The 22804-nt window shown below is 64.3% G+C and carries 22 protein-coding genes; 14 read left to right on the top strand and 8 right to left on the bottom strand.

Annotation, left to right across the window (positions count from 1 at the left end; genetic code table 11):
• The first annotated feature begins 1 nt into the window (after position 1).
• Genes IVA79_RS27400 through IVA79_RS27385 form a run of 4 tightly spaced genes read left to right on the top strand, consistent with a single transcriptional unit; the run spans position 2 to position 3494 of the window.
• A complete protein-coding gene (locus IVA79_RS27400) occupies positions 2–706 on the top strand; it encodes an ABC transporter ATP-binding protein (protein WP_247558848.1) in 705 nt (234 codons plus the stop codon).
• Between the two features lie 13 nt (positions 707–719).
• Positions 720–1601: a branched-chain amino acid ABC transporter permease gene (locus IVA79_RS27395; protein ID WP_247558846.1), complete on the top strand. Its 882-nt coding sequence runs from the start codon at positions 720–722 to the stop codon at positions 1599–1601.
• Positions 1598–2617, top strand: a complete 1020-nt coding sequence (locus tag IVA79_RS27390; RefSeq protein ID WP_247558844.1) for a branched-chain amino acid ABC transporter permease — start codon at positions 1598–1600, stop codon at positions 2615–2617. Before IVA79_RS27395 ends, IVA79_RS27390 begins: the two co-directional genes overlap by 4 nt.
• Positions 2577–3494 carry a polyphosphate kinase 2 family protein gene (locus IVA79_RS27385; protein WP_247558842.1) on the top strand — a complete coding sequence of 306 codons (918 nt, stop codon included), beginning with the start codon at positions 2577–2579 and terminating at the stop codon, positions 3492–3494. The genes IVA79_RS27390 and IVA79_RS27385 overlap by 41 nt, the downstream gene beginning before the upstream one ends.
• 156 nt (positions 3495–3650) lie before the next feature.
• Here IVA79_RS27385 and IVA79_RS27380 read toward each other — a convergent pair whose 3' ends face one another.
• The gene (locus tag IVA79_RS27380; protein ID WP_247558840.1) at positions 3651–4535 is read right to left on the bottom strand and encodes an MBL fold metallo-hydrolase; all 885 of its coding nucleotides are present in this window, start codon (positions 4533–4535) and stop codon (positions 3651–3653) included.
• A gap of 726 nt (positions 4536–5261) precedes the next feature.
• Here IVA79_RS27380 and IVA79_RS27375 point away from each other — a divergent pair.
• Entirely contained in the window at positions 5262–7586 is a 2325-nt protein-coding gene (locus IVA79_RS27375; protein WP_247558838.1) for a mechanosensitive ion channel domain-containing protein, read from the top strand.
• 104 nt (positions 7587–7690) lie between these two features.
• Positions 7691–8689 carry a tripartite tricarboxylate transporter substrate-binding protein gene (locus IVA79_RS27370; protein ID WP_247559074.1) on the top strand — a complete coding sequence of 333 codons (999 nt, stop codon included), beginning with the start codon at positions 7691–7693 and terminating at the stop codon, positions 8687–8689.
• Between the two features lie 10 nt (positions 8690–8699).
• On the opposite strand, the gene IVA79_RS36850 is transcribed toward IVA79_RS27370, so the two are convergent.
• Positions 8700–8825: a hypothetical protein gene (locus tag IVA79_RS36850; RefSeq protein WP_256465662.1), complete on the bottom strand. Its 126-nt coding sequence runs from the start codon at positions 8823–8825 to the stop codon at positions 8700–8702.
• A gap of 24 nt (positions 8826–8849) precedes the next feature.
• On the opposite strand from IVA79_RS36850, the gene IVA79_RS27365 reads away from it, so the two are divergent.
• The 3 genes from IVA79_RS27365 (at position 8850) to IVA79_RS27355 (ending at position 11437) form a co-directional block, all read left to right on the top strand.
• Complete coding sequence (locus IVA79_RS27365; protein ID WP_346658206.1) at positions 8850–10502, top strand: NAD-dependent malic enzyme; 1653 nt, start codon at positions 8850–8852, stop codon at positions 10500–10502.
• Between the two features lie 171 nt (positions 10503–10673).
• On the top strand, positions 10674–11192 hold the full coding sequence (locus IVA79_RS27360; protein WP_247558836.1) for a septal ring lytic transglycosylase RlpA family protein: 519 nt from the start codon (positions 10674–10676) through the stop codon (positions 11190–11192).
• Between the two features lie 89 nt (positions 11193–11281).
• Entirely contained in the window at positions 11282–11437 is a 156-nt protein-coding gene (locus tag IVA79_RS27355) for a hypothetical protein (RefSeq protein WP_018319756.1), read from the top strand.
• On the opposite strand, the gene IVA79_RS27350 is transcribed toward IVA79_RS27355, so the two are convergent.
• The 3 genes from IVA79_RS27350 to IVA79_RS27340 form a co-directional block, all read right to left on the bottom strand.
• Positions 11434–11754 (bottom strand): hypothetical protein, encoded by a 321-nt coding sequence (locus IVA79_RS27350; RefSeq protein ID WP_247558832.1) that lies wholly within the window; start codon positions 11752–11754, stop codon positions 11434–11436. The two genes, IVA79_RS27355 and IVA79_RS27350, sit on opposite strands and share 4 nt — an antisense overlap.
• A gap of 84 nt (positions 11755–11838) precedes the next feature.
• Positions 11839–12111 (bottom strand): hypothetical protein, encoded by a 273-nt coding sequence (locus IVA79_RS27345; protein ID WP_247558830.1) that lies wholly within the window; start codon positions 12109–12111, stop codon positions 11839–11841.
• 138 nt (positions 12112–12249) lie between these two features.
• On the bottom strand, positions 12250–13395 hold the full coding sequence (locus IVA79_RS27340) for a LysR substrate-binding domain-containing protein (protein WP_247558828.1): 1146 nt from the start codon (positions 13393–13395) through the stop codon (positions 12250–12252).
• Between IVA79_RS27340 and IVA79_RS27335 the strand changes: the two genes are divergently transcribed.
• Positions 13358–14662 carry an MFS transporter gene (locus IVA79_RS27335; RefSeq protein WP_247558826.1) on the top strand — a complete coding sequence of 435 codons (1305 nt, stop codon included), beginning with the start codon at positions 13358–13360 and terminating at the stop codon, positions 14660–14662. The genes IVA79_RS27340 and IVA79_RS27335 overlap by 38 nt on opposite strands.
• Before the next feature lie 126 nt (positions 14663–14788).
• Here IVA79_RS27335 and IVA79_RS27330 read toward each other — a convergent pair whose 3' ends face one another.
• Positions 14789–17467, bottom strand: coding sequence for an alpha/beta hydrolase fold domain-containing protein (locus IVA79_RS27330; RefSeq protein WP_247558824.1), 2679 nt, complete (start codon positions 17465–17467; stop codon positions 14789–14791).
• Positions 17468–17695: 228 nt separating this feature from the next.
• Here IVA79_RS27330 and IVA79_RS27325 point away from each other — a divergent pair, with 228 nt between their 5' ends.
• Positions 17696–17905, top strand: coding sequence for a hypothetical protein (locus tag IVA79_RS27325; RefSeq protein WP_247558822.1), 210 nt, complete (start codon positions 17696–17698; stop codon positions 17903–17905).
• 78 nt (positions 17906–17983) lie between these two features.
• The gene (locus tag IVA79_RS27320) at positions 17984–19450 is read left to right on the top strand and encodes a carboxylesterase family protein (RefSeq protein ID WP_247558820.1); all 1467 of its coding nucleotides are present in this window, start codon (positions 17984–17986) and stop codon (positions 19448–19450) included.
• A gap of 7 nt (positions 19451–19457) precedes the next feature.
• Here IVA79_RS27320 and IVA79_RS27315 read toward each other — a convergent pair whose 3' ends face one another.
• Positions 19458–19637 (bottom strand): hypothetical protein, encoded by a 180-nt coding sequence (locus IVA79_RS27315; protein WP_247558818.1) that lies wholly within the window; start codon positions 19635–19637, stop codon positions 19458–19460.
• Between the two features lie 154 nt (positions 19638–19791).
• On the opposite strand from IVA79_RS27315, the gene IVA79_RS27310 reads away from it, so the two are divergent.
• Together IVA79_RS27310 and IVA79_RS27305 are read left to right on the top strand one after the other, a co-directional pair.
• Positions 19792–20586, top strand: a complete 795-nt coding sequence (locus tag IVA79_RS27310) for a class III extradiol ring-cleavage dioxygenase (RefSeq protein ID WP_247558816.1) — start codon at positions 19792–19794, stop codon at positions 20584–20586.
• A 399-nt stretch (positions 20587–20985) separates the two neighbouring features.
• On the top strand, positions 20986–21177 hold the full coding sequence (locus IVA79_RS27305) for a hypothetical protein (protein ID WP_247558814.1): 192 nt from the start codon (positions 20986–20988) through the stop codon (positions 21175–21177).
• 36 nt (positions 21178–21213) lie between these two features.
• Here the strand turns inward: IVA79_RS27305 and opgC are convergent, their stop codons facing one another.
• On the bottom strand, positions 21214–22587 hold the full coding sequence (opgC, locus tag IVA79_RS27300; RefSeq protein ID WP_247558812.1) for an OpgC domain-containing protein: 1374 nt from the start codon (positions 22585–22587) through the stop codon (positions 21214–21216).
• Positions 22588–22804 lie beyond the last annotated feature (217 nt).

The following is a 22804-nucleotide window of genomic DNA, read 5'->3' as shown; positions in this document are numbered from 1 at the left end:
GATGCTGGAGCTTCGCGCTGTCAATGCCGGCTATGGCACCTTCCAGGCACTGTTCGACGTCAGTCTCGACGTGAAAGCCGGCGAGGCGGTCGGCGTCATCGGCCCCAATGGCGCCGGCAAGACCACCTTGATGCGCGTCATCTCCGGCCTGATCCGGCCCTCGCGCGGCTCGATCCGAATGGAGGGCGTGGACGTCGTGGCAACGCCGCCGCACAAGATCGTCAGCCTCGGTATTGCGCATGTGCCCGAGAACCGGCGATTGTTTCCGCAGCTCACGGTCGACGACAACCTCAAGATGGGCGCCTTCATGAAGGAGGCGCGCGGTCATTATGCCGATCGGCTCGAGGTGGTGTTCGATCTGTTTCCGCGCCTGAAGGAACGGCGCCACCAGATGGCCGGCACCATGTCCGGCGGCGAGCAGCAGATGTGCGCGATCGGCCGCGCGATGATGTCCAATCCAAAGCTGCTGCTGCTCGACGAGCCGTCGGCGGGGCTGGCGCCGGTCGTGGTGCAGCAGGTGTTCGAGCTGGTGAAGCGGATCCGCGCCAGCGGGCTGACCGTGCTGATCGTCGAGCAGAACGTGCAGCAGGTGCTGAAAGTGGTCGATCGCGCCTATCTGATCGAGGCGGGCACGATCAGGGCGTCCGGCACTTCGGCCGAGATGCTGGCGAGCGACACGGTCAAGGAAGCGTATCTCGGGGTGTGAGGTTCACGCAGGCATGCAGGCATTTCTGGACGTCTTCGACATCTACCTGCTGGAGGCCGTGATCAACGGCATCCTGCTCGGCGGCGTGCTGGCGCTGCTCGCGCTCGGGCTCAATCTGATCTTCGGCGTCATCGACGTGACCTGGATCTGCTACGCCGAGCTCGTCATGATCGGCATGTATGCCATGTATTTCCTGGTGCAGGTTTACGGCGTCAGCTATTTCGTTGCGGCGCCGCTCACCATTGTGCTGGTCGCGCTGCTCGGCGCGGCGCTGCATTACCTCGTGATCGCGCCGCTCTTGACCGCCCCGCCCATCAACCAGCTGCTCGCGACCGGCGGCGTCCTGTTCGTGCTGCAGAGCTTTGCCACCGTCGCCTTCGGCATCGACTTCCGCAATCTCGGCATCCGCCTGCCGGTGCTCGCCTTCGGCGACATGAACTTCAGCTACGCACGATTGCTCTCGTTCCTGGCCGCGCTGGTCGGCATGGTCGCCGTCTACCTGTTCATGACGCGCACCTTCACCGGCACCGCGATCCGCGCCATCTCGCAGGACCGCCAGATCATGGCGCTGATGGGCGTCGATACCAGGCGGATCTATCTCATCACCTCGGCGCTCGGCGGCGCACTGGCGGGGCTCGCCGCCTGCCTTCTGGTGCTGCAATATGACGTGCATCCCTTCGTCGGCCTCTCTTTCGGGCCGATCACCTTCCTGATCTGCGTGCTCGGCGGCCTCGGCAATTTCATCGGCGGCTTCATCGCCGCCTTCGTGTTCGCCGAGATCATCTCGCTCGGCGGCCTGTTCTCGGATCTCGAATGGGGTTATGTGCTCGCCTTCGCCTTCTTCATCGTCATGATGTTCATCCGGCCTGCGGGCCTGCTCGCGAGGCGCCGATGATGGGGCAGGGGCGGCTTGCAGCCTGGGGGATCGGATTGGCGGCGCTGGTCGCGCTGCCCTTCCTCTATCGTGATCCCTATCATCTGCACATCCTGGTGCTGATCCTGATCTGGTCGTTCGCCTACACCTCCTGGTCGATGATGGGGCGGTTCGGCCTCGTCTCGCTCGGCCATGGCGGCTTCATGGGGATCGGCGCCTATGTCACCGCGCTGCTATGGAATCATCTGGGTTGGTCGCCCTGGATCGGCATCCCCGTCAGCATGGTCGCCGCCGGTGCGCTGGCGCTGATCGTCGGTTATCCCTGCTTCCGCTTCCGCATCACCGGGCACTATTTCGTGCTGGTGACGCTGGCGCTGTCCGGCATCGTGCTCCAGGTCATCACGGCGACGCGCGACTATACCGGCGGCTCGCTGGGCTATACGCCGAACCGGACCTCGGGCAACAAGCTGCTGGCGCTGCAATTCGACGACAAGACGACCTGGTACCTGATCGCGCTCGGGGTCTGGCTGTTCGGCATCGTGGTCTGGCATTGGGTCGATCGCAGCATGGCGCGCTACGCGCTGGAAGCGATCTCGGAGGACGAGGACGCCGCGGCCGCCGCCGGCGTCGACGTCACCGCGGAGAAGCTGAAGATCACGCTGCTCAGCGCGCTGATGACGGCGCTGGCGGGCGCGATCTACTGCCAGTACCAGATGTTCATCACGCCGGACACGGTCAGCGGCATCGCGGTGTCGCTGCAGATGGTGTTCGCGGCCATCGTCGGCGGCCTGTTCGTCTCGCTCGGCCCGACCTTTGGCGCGGTGATCACCATCCTGCTGGCGGAAACCCTTCGCATCGGCTTCGGCACCAAGGCGGTCGGTTGGGACAATCTCGTCTACGGCGTGCTGCTCGTGCTTTTCATCATATTCCTTCCCAAGGGCATCCTTGGTAGCGTGCTCGACCGATTGAAGCCGCAACGCAAGGTGCCCCGCGCTCATGAGCAAGAAGCCGTCCAAGTCGCTCGCCCAGGAACTTGACCGCTACATCACGCCGTTCCGCTATGATGGCTCCGGCAAGTTTCGCCTCAAGGACCACAAGACCGACGAGAAGGGCGATCTCGACAAGGAGAAGGCGCAGGCCATCCTCGAGGCCAACAAGAAGCGGCTGATCGAGTTTCAGGAGAAGCTCTACGCCCAGGACCGCTGGTCGCTCCTGATCATCTTCCAGGCGATGGACGCGGGTGGCAAGGATAGCGCGATCAAGGCGATCTTCGAGGGCATCAATCCGCAGGGCTGCGAAGTTACGGCCTTCAAGGCGCCGAGTAGCAAGGAGCTCGACCACGATTTCCTCTGGCGCCACGTGATCGCGCTGCCCGAGCGCGGCCATATCGGCATCTTCAACCGCTCCCATTACGAGGAATGCCTGGTGACGCGCGTGCACCCGGAGATTCTCGTCAAGGAGAAGCTTCCGTCCAAGGTCGTGACGAAGAACATCTGGAAGGAGCGGTTCGAGGATATTTCCGCCTGGGAGCGCTACCTCTGCCGCAACGGCACCATGGTGCTGAAATTCTTCCTCAACGTCTCCAAGGACGAGCAGCGCGAGCGCTTCCTCGACCGGCTGGAGGAGCCGGCCAAGCAGTGGAAATTCTCGATGGACGACATCAAGGAGCGCGCGCTGTGGCCGCGCTACCAGGCGGTCTACCAGGACATCGTCCGGCACACCTCCACGTCCCACGCGCCGTGGTATGTCGTGCCAGCCGACCACAAATGGTTCGCGCGCGTCGTGATCGGCTCGGTGATCAACGCGGCGCTCGAAAAGCTCGATCTGCGCTTCCCGCGCGCCGACAAGGCCTCGGTGCGGGAGTTCGACGCGGTGCGCAAGGCGTTGGAGAAGGAAAAAGGGAGTAAGCGGTAAGACGCCACGCTCTCCGACCCCGTAGGGTGGGCAAAGCCTCCGCTTCGCTCGAAGAGCGAAGTCGGATGCGTGCCCACCATGTCTCGCGATCTTGAAAGAGATCGTGGGCACGGCGCAAGCGCGCCTTGGCCCACCCTACAAGTTCAGCGCAAGCCGTTAGTACCCCCGCGCCCACCAATAGCAGAAGCGCTCCACATTGGCGGGAAGGGCGGTCTCGTAATTCGCCCACTTCTCGTATTTCGGCAGCTTCACTTCCTTCATGGCGGTGTCGAAGCATTTGCCGGCGTCCGCCGCTTTCTTCACCTCGGCGGAGAGATCCTCCATGTAGGCGATGTCGTCCTCGATGTCCTTCTTGGTGCCGAAGCGGCCGCCGGCATAGGGATGGCCGGGGATCATCCGCTCCCAGTCGAGCGAGGCCAGCTTCTTCAGCGAGGCGATGTATTCCAGCGGCGAGGCGTTGTCGGGGATGTTGCGGAACTGGACCTGTTCGATCGGCGCGAAGTCGACCACGAACACGATCTTCTCCTTCGGCAGCCGCATCACCAGCGAATTGTCGGAATGGTTGCGGCCGACATAGTTCAGCTCCAGCGTGGTGCCGCCGAGCGTGATGCTCTTCTTGTCGTCCACCACCTGGTCCGGCATCACGACGTCGGCGGGCAGAGATTTCTGCTTCTTCAGCTCGAGGAAGCGCTCCTTGGCTCGCCGGTGCGCGACGAAGGTCGCACCGAGGTCCTTGAAGGGCTGACCGCCGGCGATGTGGTCGTAATGGTGGTGGCTGTAGATGACGTATTTGATCGGCTGGTCGGTGACCGCCTTGATCGCGTCGATATAGGGCTTAGCGGGACGCAAGTACGAGATCGGGTCGGTCGCGATCACGCCCTTCGGTGTCACGATGAAGATCGATTGATGGCCGCCATAGCGGAAGACGTAAACATTCTCTGTGCCATCGACCTTTTTCGTCGAGGTCTGCGGCGGGCTCTGTGCGAGCGCCGATTCGGTGACGAGAGCGGCGAGAACCGTGATGCAAATGGACGCTTTCATTGCCGGCTTTCTGAAAAGAACGGGGACAAAGTGACGGATATTCTCGTCGACACGAACGCTGCCGCAAGGGGTTTATGCCTCCATTCATGCCGCCAACTTGTCGCGGGAACTCACGGTCTCACGTTTTCAAATGTGATTTTGAGGCCCACTGATCCCGCTTGACAGTCTTGTGTCACAGGAGGAGCATGCATGTGGTCGCCAACAAGCGACGCGCAAACATCCACCTCATGAGCAAGGGGAGGTCTATGACGCCACCTCCGCAAATCCAGCCGCGTTAAGTGCGATGGAGCTCGTTCGGACTATCGCATAGCGGCAGAAACCGCGAACGGCACGCCGGGACAAGGTTTAGCGGGCTGCATCAGTAAGGCAAAGCCCCTACCTTCCCGGCGCTGTATTTTGCTCACCGATCGTATCGGATGGCCGTGATGAGGCCGACCGCGACGGCTGCTTTGACATCCTGCTTTTCTCCTCCTCCTCGCCGTCATTCCGGGCCGCCGCCCGGGATGACGGGGAGCCTTCGCGCGTTCGGCCTTCTAGCAGGCGGTGCGTTTTGCAGGAGCGCGGCTTCCTGATCCTGCATTGCGGCAAATGCCAAGAGAATGCCGCCTCAAAGGCCCACTTCCGACACAGGCTGGGGGCGAATAACGACCATCCGACATGACGCATGCGCTTCGCGCGGTAACGGCCACGACGCCGCGGGCGCATTCATTTTTTCAGGGAATCTGCGTGTCGCATAAGCTTGTCCCGGCGCTCCTCGCCGCTCTCTTCCTAGCGATCTCATCTCTCCCCAGTGCCCGCGCCGAGACACCGGCCGCGAGCAGTGCGGCCGCGTTGTCGCCCGAGGAAGCCAAGCGTGCGCTGGAGACGCTCCAGGACGACAAGAAGCGTGCGCAGATGATCGACACGCTGCGCACGATCGCCAATGCGTCTGGTCCGCAAGCGCCCGCGCCCGAGCAGAAGTCGCCGATCCCGCTCGCTGCCGATGGCCTCGGTGCGCAGCTCCTGCTCACTGTGTCGGAGGAGATCGGCGCGATCTCGAGCGAGATCGCAAGCGTGGCGCGGACGCTCACGCATTTTCCGGCGTTCTATTACTGGATCATGCGAACCGCGAACGATCCTGCGGCCTACAATCTCCTGATCGAGATCGCCTGGAAGCTCGCACTGGTGCTCGGTTGCGCGTTGGCTGCCGAATGGGTGCTGTTCCGGCTGATCCGGCGTCCGGTCGCCTTTCTGGAAGGCCGCGTGCCGCAGACCGCGCGCCTGCCGGCGCAGGCGCTGCCCATCGCAGATCCGCCGTCGTCAGTCGCCGACGTGACGCCGGCGCCAGATTTGCAAAAGCGCCGCCACAGCCTGGCGCGGATCTGGCAGATCCTGCTGCGGCTGCCCTTCGTGCTCGGGCGCCTCGTGCTCGAACTGCTTCCGGTGTTCGTCTTCATGGGCGTCGCCACCGCGCTGCTTGGCACCGAGATCGGCGAGCCCACCACCGTCCGCCTCGTGATCCTCGCGGTTGCCAACGCCTATGCGTTCTCGCGCGGGCTCATCTGCGTGGTTCGGGCGATGGCGGGGCCGTTCGGCCTGTTTCCGGTGCGCGCCGAGACGGCGGCCTATGTCGAGATCTGGGCGCGCCGCATCGTCGGCGTCGGCGTGTCCGGCATCGCCTTTGCCAATGTCGCGCTGTTGCTCGGTCTGCACCGCGCCGGCTACGCCGCGCTGCTCCGCATGGTGATGCTGGTCGTGCATCTCTTCGTCGTCGTCATCATCCTGCAATGCCGCCGCCAGGTCGCGGACGCCATCCGGGCGCCCGCCGACAAGGTCGGAATCGCAGCGCGCCTGCGCAACCGCGTCGCCGGCGGCTGGCATTATCTTGCGATCGCGCTCGATCTTGCGCTCTGGGCGGTGTGGGCGCTCAACATCCGCAACGGCTATTCGCTGCTGCTGCAATATTTCGTCGGCACCGTCGTGGTCGCAGTGATCACGCGCGTCGCCATCATGCTGACGCTGAGCCTGATCGACCGCGGCTTCCGCATCAAGCCGGAGATCCTGCAGCGCTTTCCGGGCCTCGAAATCCGCGCCAACCGCTATCTGCCGCTGCTGCGCAAGATCGTATCTGGCGCGATCGTCTTCATCGCCTTCGTGGCCGTGCTCGAGGTCTGGGGCGTCGACGCCATCGTCTGGTTCTATGGCGGCCAGATCGGCAGCCGGCTGATCTCGGCCGTGGTGACGATCGGCGTCGCCGTCCTCATCGCCGCGGCGATCTGGGAAGCCAGCAACGCGCTGCTGGACCGCCAGATCAACACGCTGTCGCGGGACGGGCACTACGCCCGCGCCGCGCGCCTGCGCACCTTCCAGCCGATGCTGCGCACCGCGCTGCTCTGCCTGATCGCCACCGTGGTCGGCCTCACGACGCTGAGCGAGATCGGCGTCAATGTCGCGCCGCTGCTGGCGGGGGCCGGCATCGTCGGCATCGCCATCGGCTTCGGCTCGCAGAAGCTGGTGCAGGACCTCATCACCGGCCTGTTCCTGCTGCTGGAGAACACGGTGCAGGTCGGCGACAATGTCAGCGTCTCGGGGCTGACTGGCGTCGTCGAGAACGTCTCGATCCGCACCATCCGCCTGCGCGCCGGCGACGGCGCCGTGCACATCGTGCCGTTCAGCGCTGTCACGACCATCACCAATGCCAGCCGCGGCGCCGGCAACGCCTCGGTCAGCGTCAACGTCGCCTACAAGGAAGATACCGACCGCGCCGGCCAGATCCTCAAGGACATCGTCGACGAGATGCGCCGCGAACCGGAATTCCGCGCGCTGATCCGCGGCGACCTCGATCTGTGGGGCATCGACAAGGTCGACGGCGCGATGGTGTCGATCGTCGGCCAGATCCGCTGTACCGAAGCTGGGCGCTGGCCGGTCCAGCGCGAATTCAACCGCCGCATGAAGCTGCGCTTCCAGCAGAACGGCATCGAAATTGCGTCCGCCACCCAGACCATCTTGATGCATGTCGCGCCGCCGGCAGAGGGCTCGGCCAATCTGACGCCACGGCGGGCGGCCGGATAGTCGTCCAGCGGAAATTTCCAGCTTGCCTCCGCCCACCCGGCAGCGTTCACTCTGCCTCTAGCTCGCTGCCAACATGCGGGCGACGACAATGGGTGGGTGGAATGATGCGAGGGCTGTGGGCCGTCTTGCGCGGCCATGCGATCGTCTTGTGGGCGTTGGCCGGATCTGCGGCGTGGACGACGCCGGGTCAGGCGCAGTCGTTTCCCTCGCGCCCCATCACCCTCATCGTGCCGTTCGCGGCGGGCGGTCCGACCGATACGCTGGCGCGGATCCTGTCCGAGCGGATCGCCGCCGAGCTGCGCACCACGGTCGTGGTCGAGAACGTCGCCGGCGCCTCCGGCAGCATCGCCGGTGCCCGCGTCGCCCGCGCAACGCCCGACGGCACCACCATCACGATCGGCCATTGGGGCACCCATGTGCTGAACGGCGCGATCCTCAAGCTGCCTTATGACGTCGTAAGTGATTTCGAGCCGGTCGCGATGATCGCGATGGGCACGCAGCTCATCGTCGGCCGCAAGTCGCTCGAAGCGGGCAATCTCAAGGAGCTGATCGCCTGGCTGAAGGCCAATTCCGGCAAGGCCACCGCGGGGACCTCAGGGGCGGGCACGGGCGCGCATGTCGCCGCTGTCTTCTTCAAGGACAAGACCGGCACCGACTTCCAGTTCGTGCCCTATCGCGGCGCCGGGCCTGCCATGATCGATCTCGTCGCCGGGCAGATTGACATCATGTTCGACCAGGCGGCGAATTCGCTGGCGCATGCCAAGAGCGGCGCGATCAAGGCATTCGCGGTGACCTCGCCGACGCGGCTTGCGTCCGCCCCTGACATCCCGACCGTCGACGAAGCGGGCTTGCCGGGGCTCTATATTTCCTACTGGCACGGCATCTGGGCGCCCAGGGGCACGCCGAAGGAGATCATCACCAAGCTCAACGCGGCTATCGTCGCCGTGCTCGCCCATGCCGCGGTCCAGCAGCGTTTTGCCGAACTGGGTCAGGAGATTCCACCACCGGAGCAGCAGACACCCGCAGCGCTCGCGGCCTTCCAGAAGGCCGAGACCGAGAAATGGTGGCCGATCGTGAAGGCCGCCAACATCAAGGCGGAATAGTCCTGCGGCGTTAACTTTTCTGCCGCAACCGCCAGCCGTTCGCGACAATCTCGCTGCGGTGCGAGATCACAATCGATGCTTCGGTCGCTACGTCCTTGATCTCGTTGGAGCGCTGGCGGACAATGTCGGCGTTCAATAGAGAAGCTTCTTGGGGGAATTCGTGAATAGACCTGCCCGGGTCGTTGCCCAATCGACGTCGTCCAATCCGCCGCAAGGCATGTCGCTGCTGCGCGATCCCCTGCTCAACAAGGGCACCGCCTTCACGGAATCCGAGCGCGATGCACTCGGCCTGCGCGGCCTCCTGCCGCCTTGCGTGCTGACGATGGAGACGCAGGCTCAGCGCGTCCTCACCAATTTGCGCACGCTGCCGACTGACCTCGAAAAATATGTCGCGCTGAACGCGCTGCATGATCGCAACGAGGCGCTGTTCTTCCGTGTCGTCGTCGACAATATCGACGAGATCCAGCCGATCATCTACACGCCGACGGTCGGGCTCGCCTGCCAGAAATACGGCCTGATCTTCCAGCGGCCGCGCGGCATGTTCATCTCCTCGCACGACCGTGGCCAGATCGCCGAGCTTCTGAAGAACTGGCCCTATCAGGCCAAGCTGATCGTCGTCACCGACGGCGAGCGAATTTTGGGACTTGGCGATCTCGGTGCCAATGGCATGGGTATTCCCGTCGGCAAGCTGTCGCTCTATTCAGCCTGTGCCGGCGTGCATCCGGAAGCGTGCCTGCCGATCGTTCTCGACGTCGGCACCAACAACGAAGAGCTTCTCAACGATCCCTATTATCTCGGCCTGCGCGAGCGGCGGCTGACCGGCCAGGCCTATGACAGCTTCGTCGACGAGTTCATGCAAGCTGCGCGAAAAACCTTTCCGGGCGTGCTGATCCAGTTCGAGGATTTCGCCAATCATGCGGCGTTCAAGCTGCTGTACAAATATCGCGACGAGGCCTGCGTCTTCAACGACGACATCCAGGGCACCGCGGCGGTGGCGCTCGCGGGCCTGTTCTCGGCCTTGCGCGTCTCCGGCGGCAAGCTCAGGGACCAGCGCATCCTGTTCCTCGGTGCGGGCGAGGCGGCGACCGGCATCGCCGATCTCGTGGTATCCGCCATGATGGCGGAGGGGGCTTCGGAAGCCGAAGCACTCCGGCGCAACTGGCTGGTGGATTCCCGCGGCCTCGTCGTCGGCGGCCGGGAAGGTCTCTCCGGCCACAAGCTGCGCTATGCGCATGCCGACCAGGCGCCGATCTCCGACTTCCTCACCGCGATCAAGACGCTGAAGCCGACGGCGATCATCGGTGTCGCCGCAGTCGGCGGCGCCTTCACGCCCGAAGTTCTCAAGGCGATGGCCGAGCTCAACGAACAACCGATCGTGTTCGCGCTCTCCAACCCGACCTCGAAGGCGGAATGTTCGGCGGAGGATGCCTATCGCTACACTGAGGGCCGGGCGCTGTTCGCCTGCGGCAGCCCGTATGACCCGGTCCAGCTCAATGGCCGCAGCTTCGTGCCGCGCCAGGGCAACAATTCCTACATCTTCCCCGGCGTCGGCCTCGGCGTCATCGCCAGCGGCTCGCGCCTTGTCACCGACGAGATGTTCATGGCGGCCGCGCATACGCTGGCCGATTGCGTCGGCAATGACGACCTCGCGCAGGGCAGTCTCTACCCGGCGCTGCCGCGCATCCGCGAGGTCTCGGTCCGCATCGCCGCGGCTGTTGCGGACGTCGCCTATCAGCGCGGGCTCGCGGACGGACCGGCGCCTAACGACGTCAAGGCCCTGGTCCAGTCCCTGATGTACGAGCCGCATTACTGAGACACCGGATGGACAGGCCACCTCTGGTGGCCTGTCCCGATTCAGGACGCGTCACTGTGGTGGAATCGCCACAGTTGGCGCGAAACGGCGGCGGCCTCAGGCCTGCTTTTGTTCCGACAAGGTTCTGCCCTCATTGCCCACCGAAAATCCGGCCGTTCGGAGGGGCGTACCATGTCTCGCATTGCACGTGCCGAAACTGCCCGGATTTCCCTCGCAACCTCGTGCCGGCTGTTGCTGGCCATCGCCGGCGCCGCCTCGCTGGCCGCCTGCGCGCAATCGCCGGTCGGCCGCCAGAAGGCCGATCTCGCCAGCGCCAGCCGGCAGGCCGCAGTCGAACGCCCGCACCGTGTGGCGGCGCTGCATCCACGTCCGATCAGCCGGGCGCGCGTCCCCGACGCTGACGCAAAGCAGACGGCGTCGCATGGCGTTGCCAGCTTCTATTCCGATACGGAAACCGCGAGCGGCGAAAGGTTCGACAAGAACGAGTTGACCGCGGCGCATCCTACTCTGCCGTTCGGCACCAAGTTGCGCGTCACCGATACCAACTCCGGTCGCTTCGTCACGGTCCGGGTCAACGATCGTGGGCCCTATATTCGCGGGCGCGTGGTCGACATTTCCCCGTCCGCGGCCGAGGCGCTCGGTATGGTCGACAAGGGCATCACCAATGTCCGGCTCGAGGTCGTGCGATGAGCTTGCACCATCGCGGCGCTTAACCGGCTGTTAGTTGCTCTGTCGCACCATACCTGTCCGACAATTCGGGGCTTTTGGGGAGGCGGCGTTTGAACACGATCCAGTATCTCGAAGATCAGGCGGCGCGCGCGGAGCGGCTCGCCAAACGGATCACGGATACGCTGACGATCGAAAGGCTCCTGACCTTCGCCGGCGAGCGCCGCCGCGAGATCGAGGTCATCGCCGGCAAGCACCGGCGCGCCTAACCGCCGCGCGATAAGGTGTTGCTCTCGACGAAATCGCTGAGATAGTCGGGCAGCTCTAGGCCATCGATCTCGCAGCGCGCCCGGATCTCGCCGGCGACATCGGTCGAGATGTCCTTCATCCAATGCTCGAGCGTGTTGAACGAAATCACTTTGATGGGGTCGTTGAAGCAGCCGGCGACGAGCTCGCCGATCGTGGCTTCGAGATCGTTTCGTTCGACGCGAATCTCGGTCGCCTCGTCGAGGCGATCGATGACCACGAACAGGGTCTGGTCCGCGCCATAGGGCACGACCGGAGATGCTACGCCAGCTTCAAGCATGTGAGGCGCTCACGTCATGGCTTCCGATCTTTCGACAACGGGAAAAACCGGAAGAAGGTTCCTGCACGAGCATGTGAAGCGCGGTCAGAGAAATTCTCTCAAGCGCGAGAGCTCGATGACGTGCTCGGCCGAGAGAGTGCCTGTCACCAGGGGTGGTTGCGCCGCCGTCCGAATCTCATAAAGGTGCCGGGTCGTCGCCGGCTTCTCCATGAAGGCCGAGATGCACTCGTCGAGCGTGCCTTCGACTATCTGATACGATTCCCGGTCCAGCCGGCGCTGGTTCGCAAGGGATGGCCATTTATGCAGGGCGGCAAGCGCACCGAAATCGACCTTTGAACCCGCAGCACCGTCCCCCATCGCTTCGCCTCACGCAAAAAATGCCCCGGCACGCGGATCTACGTGCCGGGGCCTACACCTATCGCTGCATCTCAATGCCACGGACGCTCAACGCGGCCGCCGGAAAAAGGTTCCCGACAATACGCCGCGGCGTCAGGCTCAACCGCCGGCAATTTTCGGAATCCGCAAGACCCAGTCGACGAACGCCTTCACGCGGCGATCCTGGGCCATTGCCGCGGGCCAGCGCACGATCTGGGTCTTGCTCGATGGCAAATCCCACGACTGCGGGAGCACGCGCGCCAGCCTCCCGTCCTTGAGCGCATCCTGAACCAGCAGCGAGCGTGCGAGCACGATTCCGTTGCCCGCGAGGGCGGCGGCTATGGCGGTAGCTATTGTTGCAAAACGGATTTCCGCAGATGGAGGGCAGCCTAGCCCCAATCGCTCGAACCAGGTCGTCCAGGACCACTCGACCCCACCGTCTTCGCCCGCTCGGCCCTTGTGCAAGAGCGGCAAGGATCTCAGTCGCGTGACGTCGGCTAGTGGTCGCCGACCTGGCAGCAGGCGGGGGTGGCAGACAGGGTACACGTGCTCACGAAATAACAAGCGCTGGGTCGACGTTGCTCTCGAGCCCGCCGCCGGTTGCCACAGCACCGCGACGTCGAGATCCGCTGACCTAGCGTGTGCGTCACCTTGGAGAATGGCAAGCTCGACCGGTATGCCGGGATGGGCTTCCGCGAAATAGGGCAAACGGCGCACGAGCCAGTAGTCGGCAAGCGCAGCGCTGACGCCCACTTTCAAGGCGGGAGGCGGCGCGGCAGCGCGGCACAGCGCGCGAAAGTCGGCCATCCGCTCGAGCAAGCCGGCCAACTCGTTCGACAGGGCTCTACCGGCGGCTGTGGCGCTCAAGCCGGTTGGTTGTCGAATGAGCAGAGGCATGCCGACGAAGTCTTCGAGCTTGCGAAGGCGATGACTGACCGCACTCTGTGTCAGCCCGAGTTCTGCCGAGGCGCGCGTGACGCTCGCATGTCGCAGGGCGGCCTCGAACGCAATCAGGCCATCGAAAGGAGGAAATGAGCGCATCGCATCATCATGAACGAATTTCATGGCGATGTGAACAGCTCGCATTGGCGCGCAGCCCGCGCTGGCGTGCATATCGGGAGAACGCTTCACGATCTGGAAAATGATGGCCAGGACCGAACTCCATACGCAGCCGCTGAGCTGTTGGCGCGACGTGCTGCCGGCGGCGGTGCTCGGCATGACGGCCTTCTTGACGCAGTTCGACGTGACGGCGGTCGTCGTCGCCATGCCGGCCATGGCTGCCGAGCTCGGTTTCGGCGTCGCCGCCTATGCCTGGGTCATGGATGCCTACAGTCTGGCCTTTACAGGAGGGCTGCTGGCTGCAGGTGCGCTTGCCGACAGGTATGGGCGACGACGTGCCCTGCTCGGCGGCAACATCGTATTCCTGGCGGGCTCGGTCGCCTGCGGCTTTGCGACGGGAGGCCCGGGGCTATGGGCAGCTCGTGCAGTTCAAGGCTTTGGTGCAGCGTTCGTCATTACCGGAGGCATCGCGCTGCTCGCGAGCACCTATACCCGGCCTGACGAGCGCGCCCGCGCATTCGCGCTGATGGGTGTGATCTCGGGTACAGCCATGGCTCTTGGGCCGACGCTCGGAGGGCTCGTCTCGACTTGGATCGGGTGGCGCTGGATTTTCCTGGCCAATATCCCACTTTGCCTGCTCGCTATTCTGGCCGTCCCGCGGCTGGTCGCAGAATCGCGCGATCCTGCCGGGCGTCCGCTGGATTGGAGCGGCATCATTCTTCTCACCTTTGCTCTTGGTCTTGCGATCGAGAGCGTGTTGATGGGGCGTGCGGCACCGGTCCGGGTTGCGGTCGGTCTCGGGGCAAGCGTGTGCCTGCTCGCCATCTTCGCGATGCAGCAGCGGCGACGGGCTATGCCGATGTTCGATCCGGCTGTATTCGGTCAGCCGATCATGATTGGAATTTCCTCGTTGCTGATTGCCGTGTCCATCGGATTCTGGGCCGTCCTCGTCTACCTGCCGCCGTTCCTGGGCACAGCGTTTGGCTGGACAGGCTCGTCGGTCGGCTTCGCATTGCTCTGCGCGACGTTGCCGATGCTTCTGCTGCCGCCCTATGGTGCCCGTTTGACAAAACGCTGGGGCTGGCGTCGGCTGTTCGCGACCGCCATGCTGGCGCTGCTGGCGGGCAATCTCACTTTGATGCTGGTCGCGAGTGGCTGGCTCCCGAACACGGGCGTTATTCTCGCCGCGGCGGCGACCGCGATGCTGTTGATAGGGCTTGGTGCGGTGCTTGCGCACCCACAACTGTCGGGTGCTGTCGTCGCCTTGGTGCCTTCGGACCAGACAGGCATGGCTTCGGCAGTGACTGTGGTCATGCGCCAGGCTGGCTTCGCACTGGGCGTTGCGACGCTCGGTGCGTCGCTGCCGTATGAGGCCACGGCTACCGGCTACGTATGGCCCTGGCTTGTTGCGGCTGTTGCATCCGCAGCTGGCCTCATCGCGGCCTCGACGTTGCTGCCGGACCACCAGCCCTAGCCGCTCAATTGACAACCCAGGCCAGCTCAGCGCCGTCGCGCCTGGCCCAACGGGCGTGGATACCGGGACCATACCGGTCGCCGTATCGGCCGGGAGAATAGCTCCCGGCCGGTCCGCTTGTCGCTATCAGCTCGCGGCCGCCGCGATCCTGTGCCCCGGACTGATATTGTGCTCGTCGCTGCTGCTGACCTCCGGCGGCAGCCCGGCGAAGCGCCGCAGGGCTTGCGCCATCTGCACCCGGCCCGGCACGCCGGTGATCACCACATCGACCATGGTGAAGGACGAGTGGAAATGGCCGTGCACCCTGAGCTGCTCGACCGGGACCCCTGCGGCCGCCATCGCCTCGGCATAGGCGATGCCTTCGTCGCGCAAGGGATCGAACTCGCAGGTCGCCACGAAAGCGGGCGGCAGGCCGGCGACCTTGCCACGGAGCGGCGAGACGCGCGGATCGGTGCGGTCCGCCGGCGAGCAGTAGAGGTCCCAGAACCAGTACATCAGCGAGCGCGTCAGGAAATAGCCCGTCGCATTGTCGTTGTAGGACGGACGGTCGAAGGTGCAGTCGGTGACCGGGCAGATCAGGAGCTGGCCGGCGATCTCGGGCCCGCCACGGTCGCGCGCGAGCTGGCAGGTGACGGCGGCGACGTTGCCGCCGGCGCTCCAGCCTGCGACCAGCACTGGGCCCGGTTTGCCGCCGAGCTCTTCGGCGTGTCCGGCGATCCAGCGCGTTGCGGCATAGCCGTCCTCTGCCGCGGTCGGGAAGCGATGCTCCGGCGCATGACGATAGCCGACACTGACGAACATCATGCCGGTCCGCCGCACCATGTCGCGGCAGAACGGCTCGTCCGACTGCTCGTCGCCGAGCACCCAGCCGCCGCCGTGGAAATAGACCACGACCGGATGCGGGCCCGGCGTTGCCGGCTTGTAGACGCGGTAAGGCAGCGCACCGCCGGTGACGGGCAGGGTGCCGTCGACGATGTCGCCGATCGGCCGCCCGGCGGGCCGGCCCTTGTTGAACTCGTTGACGAACGCGCGGGCGCCTTCCGCGCCCATCGACTCGATCGGCGGCAGGTTCAGCGACGCCAGCAGGTTCATCACCAGCCGCACGTCCGGCTGCAGGCGAACGACCTCGCCGTCATTGCATTGCGCGGCACCATCAGGGCCGGTGAGCTTGAAGCCCAGCATGCCGCGGCTGACCACCTCGTCGCAGATGCTGCGATAGGGGCCGACGCCGCCGGTATAGGGCATCAGGCCCTGCACCTTGCCGGGCACGTTGGCGCCCGTGTACCAGGTGTTGGCGAGCCGGTGCAGCGTCAGCATCGAGCAGTCGGCCATGTGTCTGTTCCAGCCGGCCTGCGCCGTCTCGGTCGGCTCCATCGTGGTGAAGCCGGCATCGCGCAGCGCGGTGAGGCGGTCGACCACCCAATCGACATGCTGCTCGATCGACACCGCCATGTTCGACAATACCGACGGGCTGCCAGGGCCGGTGATCATGAAGAAGTTCGGGAAGCCCGCGACCGTGAGCCCGAGATAGGTTTGCGGCCCCTGCGCCCAGACGTCTGTGAGCGACTTGCCACCGCGCCCGGTGATCGGGTGCACGGCACGGATCGCGCCGGTCATGGCATCGAACCCGGTCGCGAACACGATGACGTCGAGGTCGAAGCTGCGGCCGTTCGTGGAGATGCCGCTCGCCGTGATCGCCTTGATCGGTTCCTTGCGCAGATTGACCAGCGTGACGTTCGGCCGGTTGTAGGTCGCGTAGTAATTCGTGTCGAGGCAGGGACGTTTTGCGCCGAACGGATGATCGTCCGGCATCAGCGCCGCAGCGGTCTCAGGATCCCTAACCGCGGCGCGGATCTTCTCGCGGATCAGGTCCTGCACGATCCTGTTGCCGTCGACATCGACGGCCTGGTCGGCCCAGAGTTGCGTCAGGATGTGGACGAGGTCGCCGGCTGCCCAGGCACGTTCGAACCGCTCACGACGCTCGGCATCGCTCAATTGCCAGCTCACGACGGTCTGCTGCGGATAGGGCACGCCGGCCATCGACTGACGCGCCTGCTGGCGATAGGCCGGGCGATCGGCTTGCAACAGGCTCATGCGGTCCGACGGCGCCGGGCCGTTATGCGCCGGCAGCGCGAAGTTCGGCGTGCGCTGGAACACGGTGAGGTGTGCGGCCTGCTCGGCGATCAGCGGGATCGACTGAATCGCCGACGAGCCCGTGCCGATCACGGCGACGCGCTTTCCCGCAAGATTGACGCCGTCATGCGGCCAGCGTCCGGTGAAGTAGACCTCGCCTTTGAAATCCCTGACACCGTCGATCTCTGGCGGCTTTGGCGCCGAAAGGCAGCCGGTCGCCATGATGTAGTGACGGCAGGAGACTGGCGCGCCATTGTCGGTGGTGATGAGCCAGCGCTCGGCCGCCTCGTCCCATTTGGCTGCCGTGACCTTGGTCCCGAAGCGGATGTCGCGCCTGAGATCGTAGCGGTCGGCGACGAAGCCGAGATAACGCAGGATCTCGGGCTGGGTCGCGTATTTCTCAGACCAGGTCCAGGCCGTCTCGAGCTCGGGATCGAAGGTGTAGCTGTAGTCGATGGTCTGGATGTCGCAGCGGGCGCCCGGATAGCGGTTCCAGTACCAGGTGCCGCCGACGTCGCCGGCCTCGTCGAGGGCGATCGCCTTGAAGCCGGCCTTGCGCAGGCGGTGCAGGAGATACAGGCCGGCAAACCCGGCGCCGACCACGGCAACATCGGCTTGCTGAGCAGTTCCAGGCGCGTCGGAGGCACGTGTAGCAACCATTGCGTCAGGCATCGCATTCCTCCCGTATGTTTTGTTTTGCCGGCAGGCTATCGCCGCAGGTTCAGCTTGTCATCAAAGCAAGTGCAATCTTCGGTGGTCGTTTGCGGCGGCATCATGGCCACGTGAATCTTGCGGCGCTACACGCATCGCGATGCACAATGGCCGTGATTACCCGGGTAATCATGTCCGATCCGTCTGTGTATGCTTGCGGTTACAAGCCACGCGTAGCGACCGAGTGTCATGCCAGAGTTGAGTGAGCGGACCAAAGCGAACATGGACGTCGTCCTGGAGGAGACGTGCCGCCAACTGCCGCATGGCGGCGATCACGACAGCCGCAGGTTCATCGCCGAACGCCTGATCGAGGCCGCGCAGGCAGGCCATTCCACACTCGGCGAGCTCGGCATCATCGCGCGCCGCGCGCTGGCGGAGCTGCTCGCCAAGGGCGGTTAGGCCGCGCGAGGCTTGCATCGCTGATCGTCACGGGCATAACCTGCAGGCAACCTGTCCGCGCATCGAGATGCTCCAAAGATGCGTTTCCTGCTTTCACTCCTTGCTGCTTGCGTTTTGCATTGTGCCGGCCCGGCCATGGCGCAGCCGGTCGGACAGTTTCCATTCGCGCTAACGCGTGAAGGACAGATGCTCGGCGCCGTCGAAGGCGAGGTGGCATCGTTCAAGGGGCTGGCCTACGCGGCGCCGCCGGTCGGCGCGCTGCGCTGGCGCCCGCCACAGCCGACGCCGGAAAGCTCGGAGATGCAGACCGCCTACACGTATGGCGCGCCTTGCCTTCAGCCGGCGCTAAAGGCCTCGAGCGAGGATTGCCTCACGCTGAACGTGTTCCGTCCCTTCGGGGTCGATGGCCCGCTGCCGGTGATGATGTTCATCCACGGCGGTGGGTTCATCAGTGGCACGGCGAATGAGCGGCTGTTCGACGGTGCCAAGCTGGCGCAGGCCGGCCTCATCGTGGTCACACTGAACTATCGCCTCGGTGCGCTCGGCTGGCTCGCTCACCCGGCGTTATCGCAAGGCTCCGGCAATTACGGCCTGATGGACCAGATCGCGGCACTTCAATGGGTTCACGACAACATCGCGGCCTTCGGCGGCGATCCAGGTAACGTCACCTTGTTTGGCAGCGATGCAGGCGCGACGTCGATCGCGCTTCTGATGCTGTCTGCGCAATCGCAGGGTCTCTTCCAGAAGGCCATTCTGCAATCGGTCCCCGGTCGCGGGCGGCTGCGCTCGGCGCAGGAGGCGGAGGCCGTCGGCCGGCAGTTCGCGGCGGCGCTTGGACCGCAGGCGGATTTGCGTGCCGCCGAACCGCGACGCCTGCTTGCCGCCGAAAGCCGTCTCCTGGAGACATCGCGGCACGGCTTCGCGCCGATGATGGACGGAGATCTGGTGACCGAGGATATTGCTGCCGGCTTTGCGGCCGGACATCAAGGCTGCATTCCCGTGATCATCGGCTCGAACGATGACGAGACCGGTTTCGGTAATGAGTTCGAGATCAAGGAGGAGCTCGCCTCCTCAGGCATGACGAGCGATGCGTTGCGCAGGCTCTATCCCGATATCGTCAGGCCTTCGGAGCTTGCGGCGCGGTTCTATACCGACAAGGTCTTTTCCGAGCCCACAAGATTGCTGGCCCGCCTGCATGCCGCAAGCGGGGCATCGACCTTTCGCTATCGCTTCGCTTACGTTCCCGAGGCCCGCCGCGCCAATCCCGAGGGCGGGCACGGGCGGGAGTTGCAGTTCATCTTCGGTGTGGAAGGCGTGCCAGGAGCGGGCATCTTCTCGCGCGGTGATCGCGAGGTCGCAAGCCGCATGCGCTCCTATTGGATCAACTTCGCCCGGAGCGGCGATCCCAACGGTCCTGATCTGCCGCATTGGGACCAAGCCGCAGGCCGCGATCGACTGCTGCTGATCACAAACGATCGCATCGCCAGCGGAGACGATCCCTTCGCGGACCGTCTCGATCGGCTCACAGGCGAGAGCAAGAATTGAGTTGGACTTAGGCCGCGAGTTCGACGCGCGGCGCCGGGCTCAGCCGCTCTTCCTCCAGATAGTCCATCGCGCCGTCCTTCTCGACGGCGTAGAACTGCTGGCCATCCCGCGACTTGAAGGCGGCGCGCACGATGCCGCGGCGGCCCTTGTCACTGTTGACGACGTCCCCCAGCGCGAACTTCCTCATCTCACGTCTCACTTGTCTTCTGGCCGACTGCTTCGGCCACATCAGGATTGTGGGCGGCAAATCGTTAACGACTTGCTAACCATGCCGGTTTGCCTATGCTCGCCGCCGGTCGCGCGGGCATTGCCACGCGTATGTTGCCATTGAGACGAGTCCCATGACGCGATTTCCGACGCTCTTCCTGTCCCATGGCGGCGGTCCTTGGCCGTTCATGGAGGACAGGCGGGTCCAATATGCCAAGACCGCCGCGGAGTTCGGCCGGCTGCCGCAGCTGTTGCCGGCGAGGCCGAAGGCCGTGCTCGTCATCACCGGCCATTGGGAGGCCGACGACTTCACGGTGTCGACCTCGGCGCATCCGCCGATGGTGTACGACTATTACGGTTTCCCCGAGCACACCTATCATCTCAAATATCCGGCGCCGGGCCAGCCCGAGCTCGCCGCGCAAGTGAAGGCGCTGCTTACGCGCGCAGGCCTCGTTTGCCGGGAAGATCCCAATCAGGGTTTTGATCACGGCACCTTCGTGCCGCTCGGGCTGATGTATCCGGACGCCGACATGCCGATCGTGCTGCTCTCGCTGAAGTCTGCTTACGATGCGGCCGAGCACGTCAAGGTCGGCGAGGCGATTGCCTCGCTCCGAGATGAAGGCATTCTGATCGTCGGCAGCGGGCTGACCTATCACAACATGCGCGGCTTCAACCGGCCGGAGTCCAAGCCCGTGTCCTACGATTTCGAGGCCTATCTCAACGAGGCGATCAGCAACCCGGATCCGGCCCGCCGCAACGCGATGCTGGTCGACTGGGAAAGCGCACCGAGCGCGCGCCTGGCGCATCCACGCGAGGACCATCTGCTGCCGCTGATGGTCGCGGCCGGCGCGGCCGGCAGCGACGTCGGCAAGCGCGTGTTCGTCGACGAGGTCGCGGGTGTGGCGATGGCGTCTTACATGTTTGGGTGAATTGAGTGCGGGTAGGGCGGATTAGGGCGTGCACTCATAAATCTATCTTGCAGCTTACGGCATAGCTTCGTCCGCTCCGCAGCGTAAGCGGACATTGGATGCGCAGATCGACAGATCCGCCCCGGGCCAGTCTGCCCCTACCTGCGGATCTGTGCAGCATTCCGTACCTCTTCCTCTTGGGCCATGAAGCGACAGAGGCGACATTCCAACCGAGCGCAAGTCCGATCAGCTGTTGGAGTTGCCCGAGCGTATCGGCAGCCCAGCTCAAGTTGGTAACGTGGCCCTCCCAGAGGGTATCCTCTGATTTCAGCTTACAGGCAGCATGGCGTTCGGCTTTTGGTAGGTCAGCTTGCGCATGCCAGTGGCACGGTCTCGTGTACGCCCACCGGGGTACAGGTCGTGAACACGAGCGCAAACCGGCTGCACCGCCAGTCCGCGCCGAGCGCGGCGCTGGTGGGTGATGTCAGGTTGACCGACAGAAATGCCGATACGCAGGCCAACGTCACGTACGCCGCGATCAACATCGCTCTCTTGTGGGTCCTTGGCTGCGAAATCATGGCCTTGGCTCCTGTGCGATGGCCGGAAGATTAAGGGGCAGGCTCCACAGTCCTTGTGAGTCCTTGTGTTCTAATCCACATCCTGACCGACACTTTTCGCTGGCGGCCCGAATGCGTGCACGATTGCTGGCACTGGATCCGCGCCGCGGCCGGACTCGCGCACCGGAGCAAACAGCATCTTTAGTCGATCAGCCTCGTCGGCACAGGCGAGCAACGCGGGCGGAATGTCAACGCCGAGCGCCCTGGCTGTCATGGGATTGATGAGCAGCTCAGACCTGGTTGGCTGCTCGACGGCCTTCGCGTGCGGCTGCTGCCTGGGTTTGATCATGATCAAATTCAGCAGCGTCGCCACCAAGATCATCACCAATACGCCACCGACACTGAGCGCGATCTGCATCGTCAGCCCCTCGGAGATATCGAGCAGCACCAGGTGGCTGACCAGCGCCAGCAGAACGCCAAGGCAGTAGATTGGCAGCGAATTCTGGCCACAGAGAATGGCGCCACGCATCACCGGAGTCGTCAGCCCTCGCCAATCGCGAGGCACGAGCCACGCGGCCAAAACTGCAAGGGCCAGAAAATGCAGCAGTCGCAATGGAGCGAGATTCGATTTGTCCAGCGGGTAAAACAGCGTCAGGAGCGCCTGCGGGACCAACGCTTCCAGCGGTTTGACGCTCCAGCTCAATGCGATGATGAGGCTGATCAGCAGATAGAGAACCGCAGAAACAAGCACGGTGCGCGAGGTCAGCCACGGTCGAAATCTCTTGCCCTCGATGATCCACCACGCGCCAAGCACAAGAGGCAGCTGCCAGGCCAGCGGATTGAAGAACCAGTGGCCGCCCGGCCATGCAGGGATGGTCCAGCCGAAGGCATGCACCAGTGTGTAAAGCAGCAGCGACGCGCCCAGCGTCGCGTTCGGCGCTCGCAGCAGCAGCCACAGCAGCGGCGCGAACAAGAGGTGATAAAGCACGAAGAGCGGCAAGATGTCGGTATTCACCGGGCGGTATTGCAGGATCGCCGCGTGCGCAAGCGTCACGCCCGGCTGATCCAACAGAATGCGCGAATTGCTCTTGTCGGCAAGAGGGCCGCCGCCTGCGAGGTGAACCACGATGGCGCAGGCGAGCGTGAGCAGTAGAAATGCGACATAAATATCCCAGCTTCGCCACAGCGTCCGGCCGATCACGCCGATCCAGCCCCCGCTCTGCCGTGCCTTGCCGTAGGACAGCGCGCAGGTCAAACCCGAAAGAAACATGAATACTTCCGCGGCATCGCTGAAGCCGTAGTTGCGTAGCGTCAGCCAACTCCCGATGTTGTTGGGGACATGGTCAAGAAAGATCCACCAGAGCGCGATGCCGCGGCAGGCATCAATGCGCAGATCGCGGCCATAGCCGCTCAGCTCCGGCAGCGCGCCTGCGAATGGCTTCGAGGTGGCAGTTCGATCAAGCATCTGGTTCCCCGTCCGGCGTCCAAGCACGTTTCAAGAGGGCCCGAAACTGACGAAAAACATTAGCCGCGCCGAAGCCGGCCGCGAATTACGCCTGGTGGAACCTCCTGGCGCGGGAGGCTGTCGGTTGGCGATTATCGCTCAACGGCACAGCGCGTAAAATCAGCCGGAGGTCCTCACGGAGGGGTTCCTAGGTCCTATGATCAAGGTACCTGCAGAT

Origin of the sequence: Bradyrhizobium sp. 138, assembly GCF_023074075.1 — a bacterium.
GTDB lineage: Bacteria > Pseudomonadota > Alphaproteobacteria > Rhizobiales > Xanthobacteraceae > Bradyrhizobium.
This window is presented reverse-complemented; position numbering and strand designations above follow the sequence as displayed.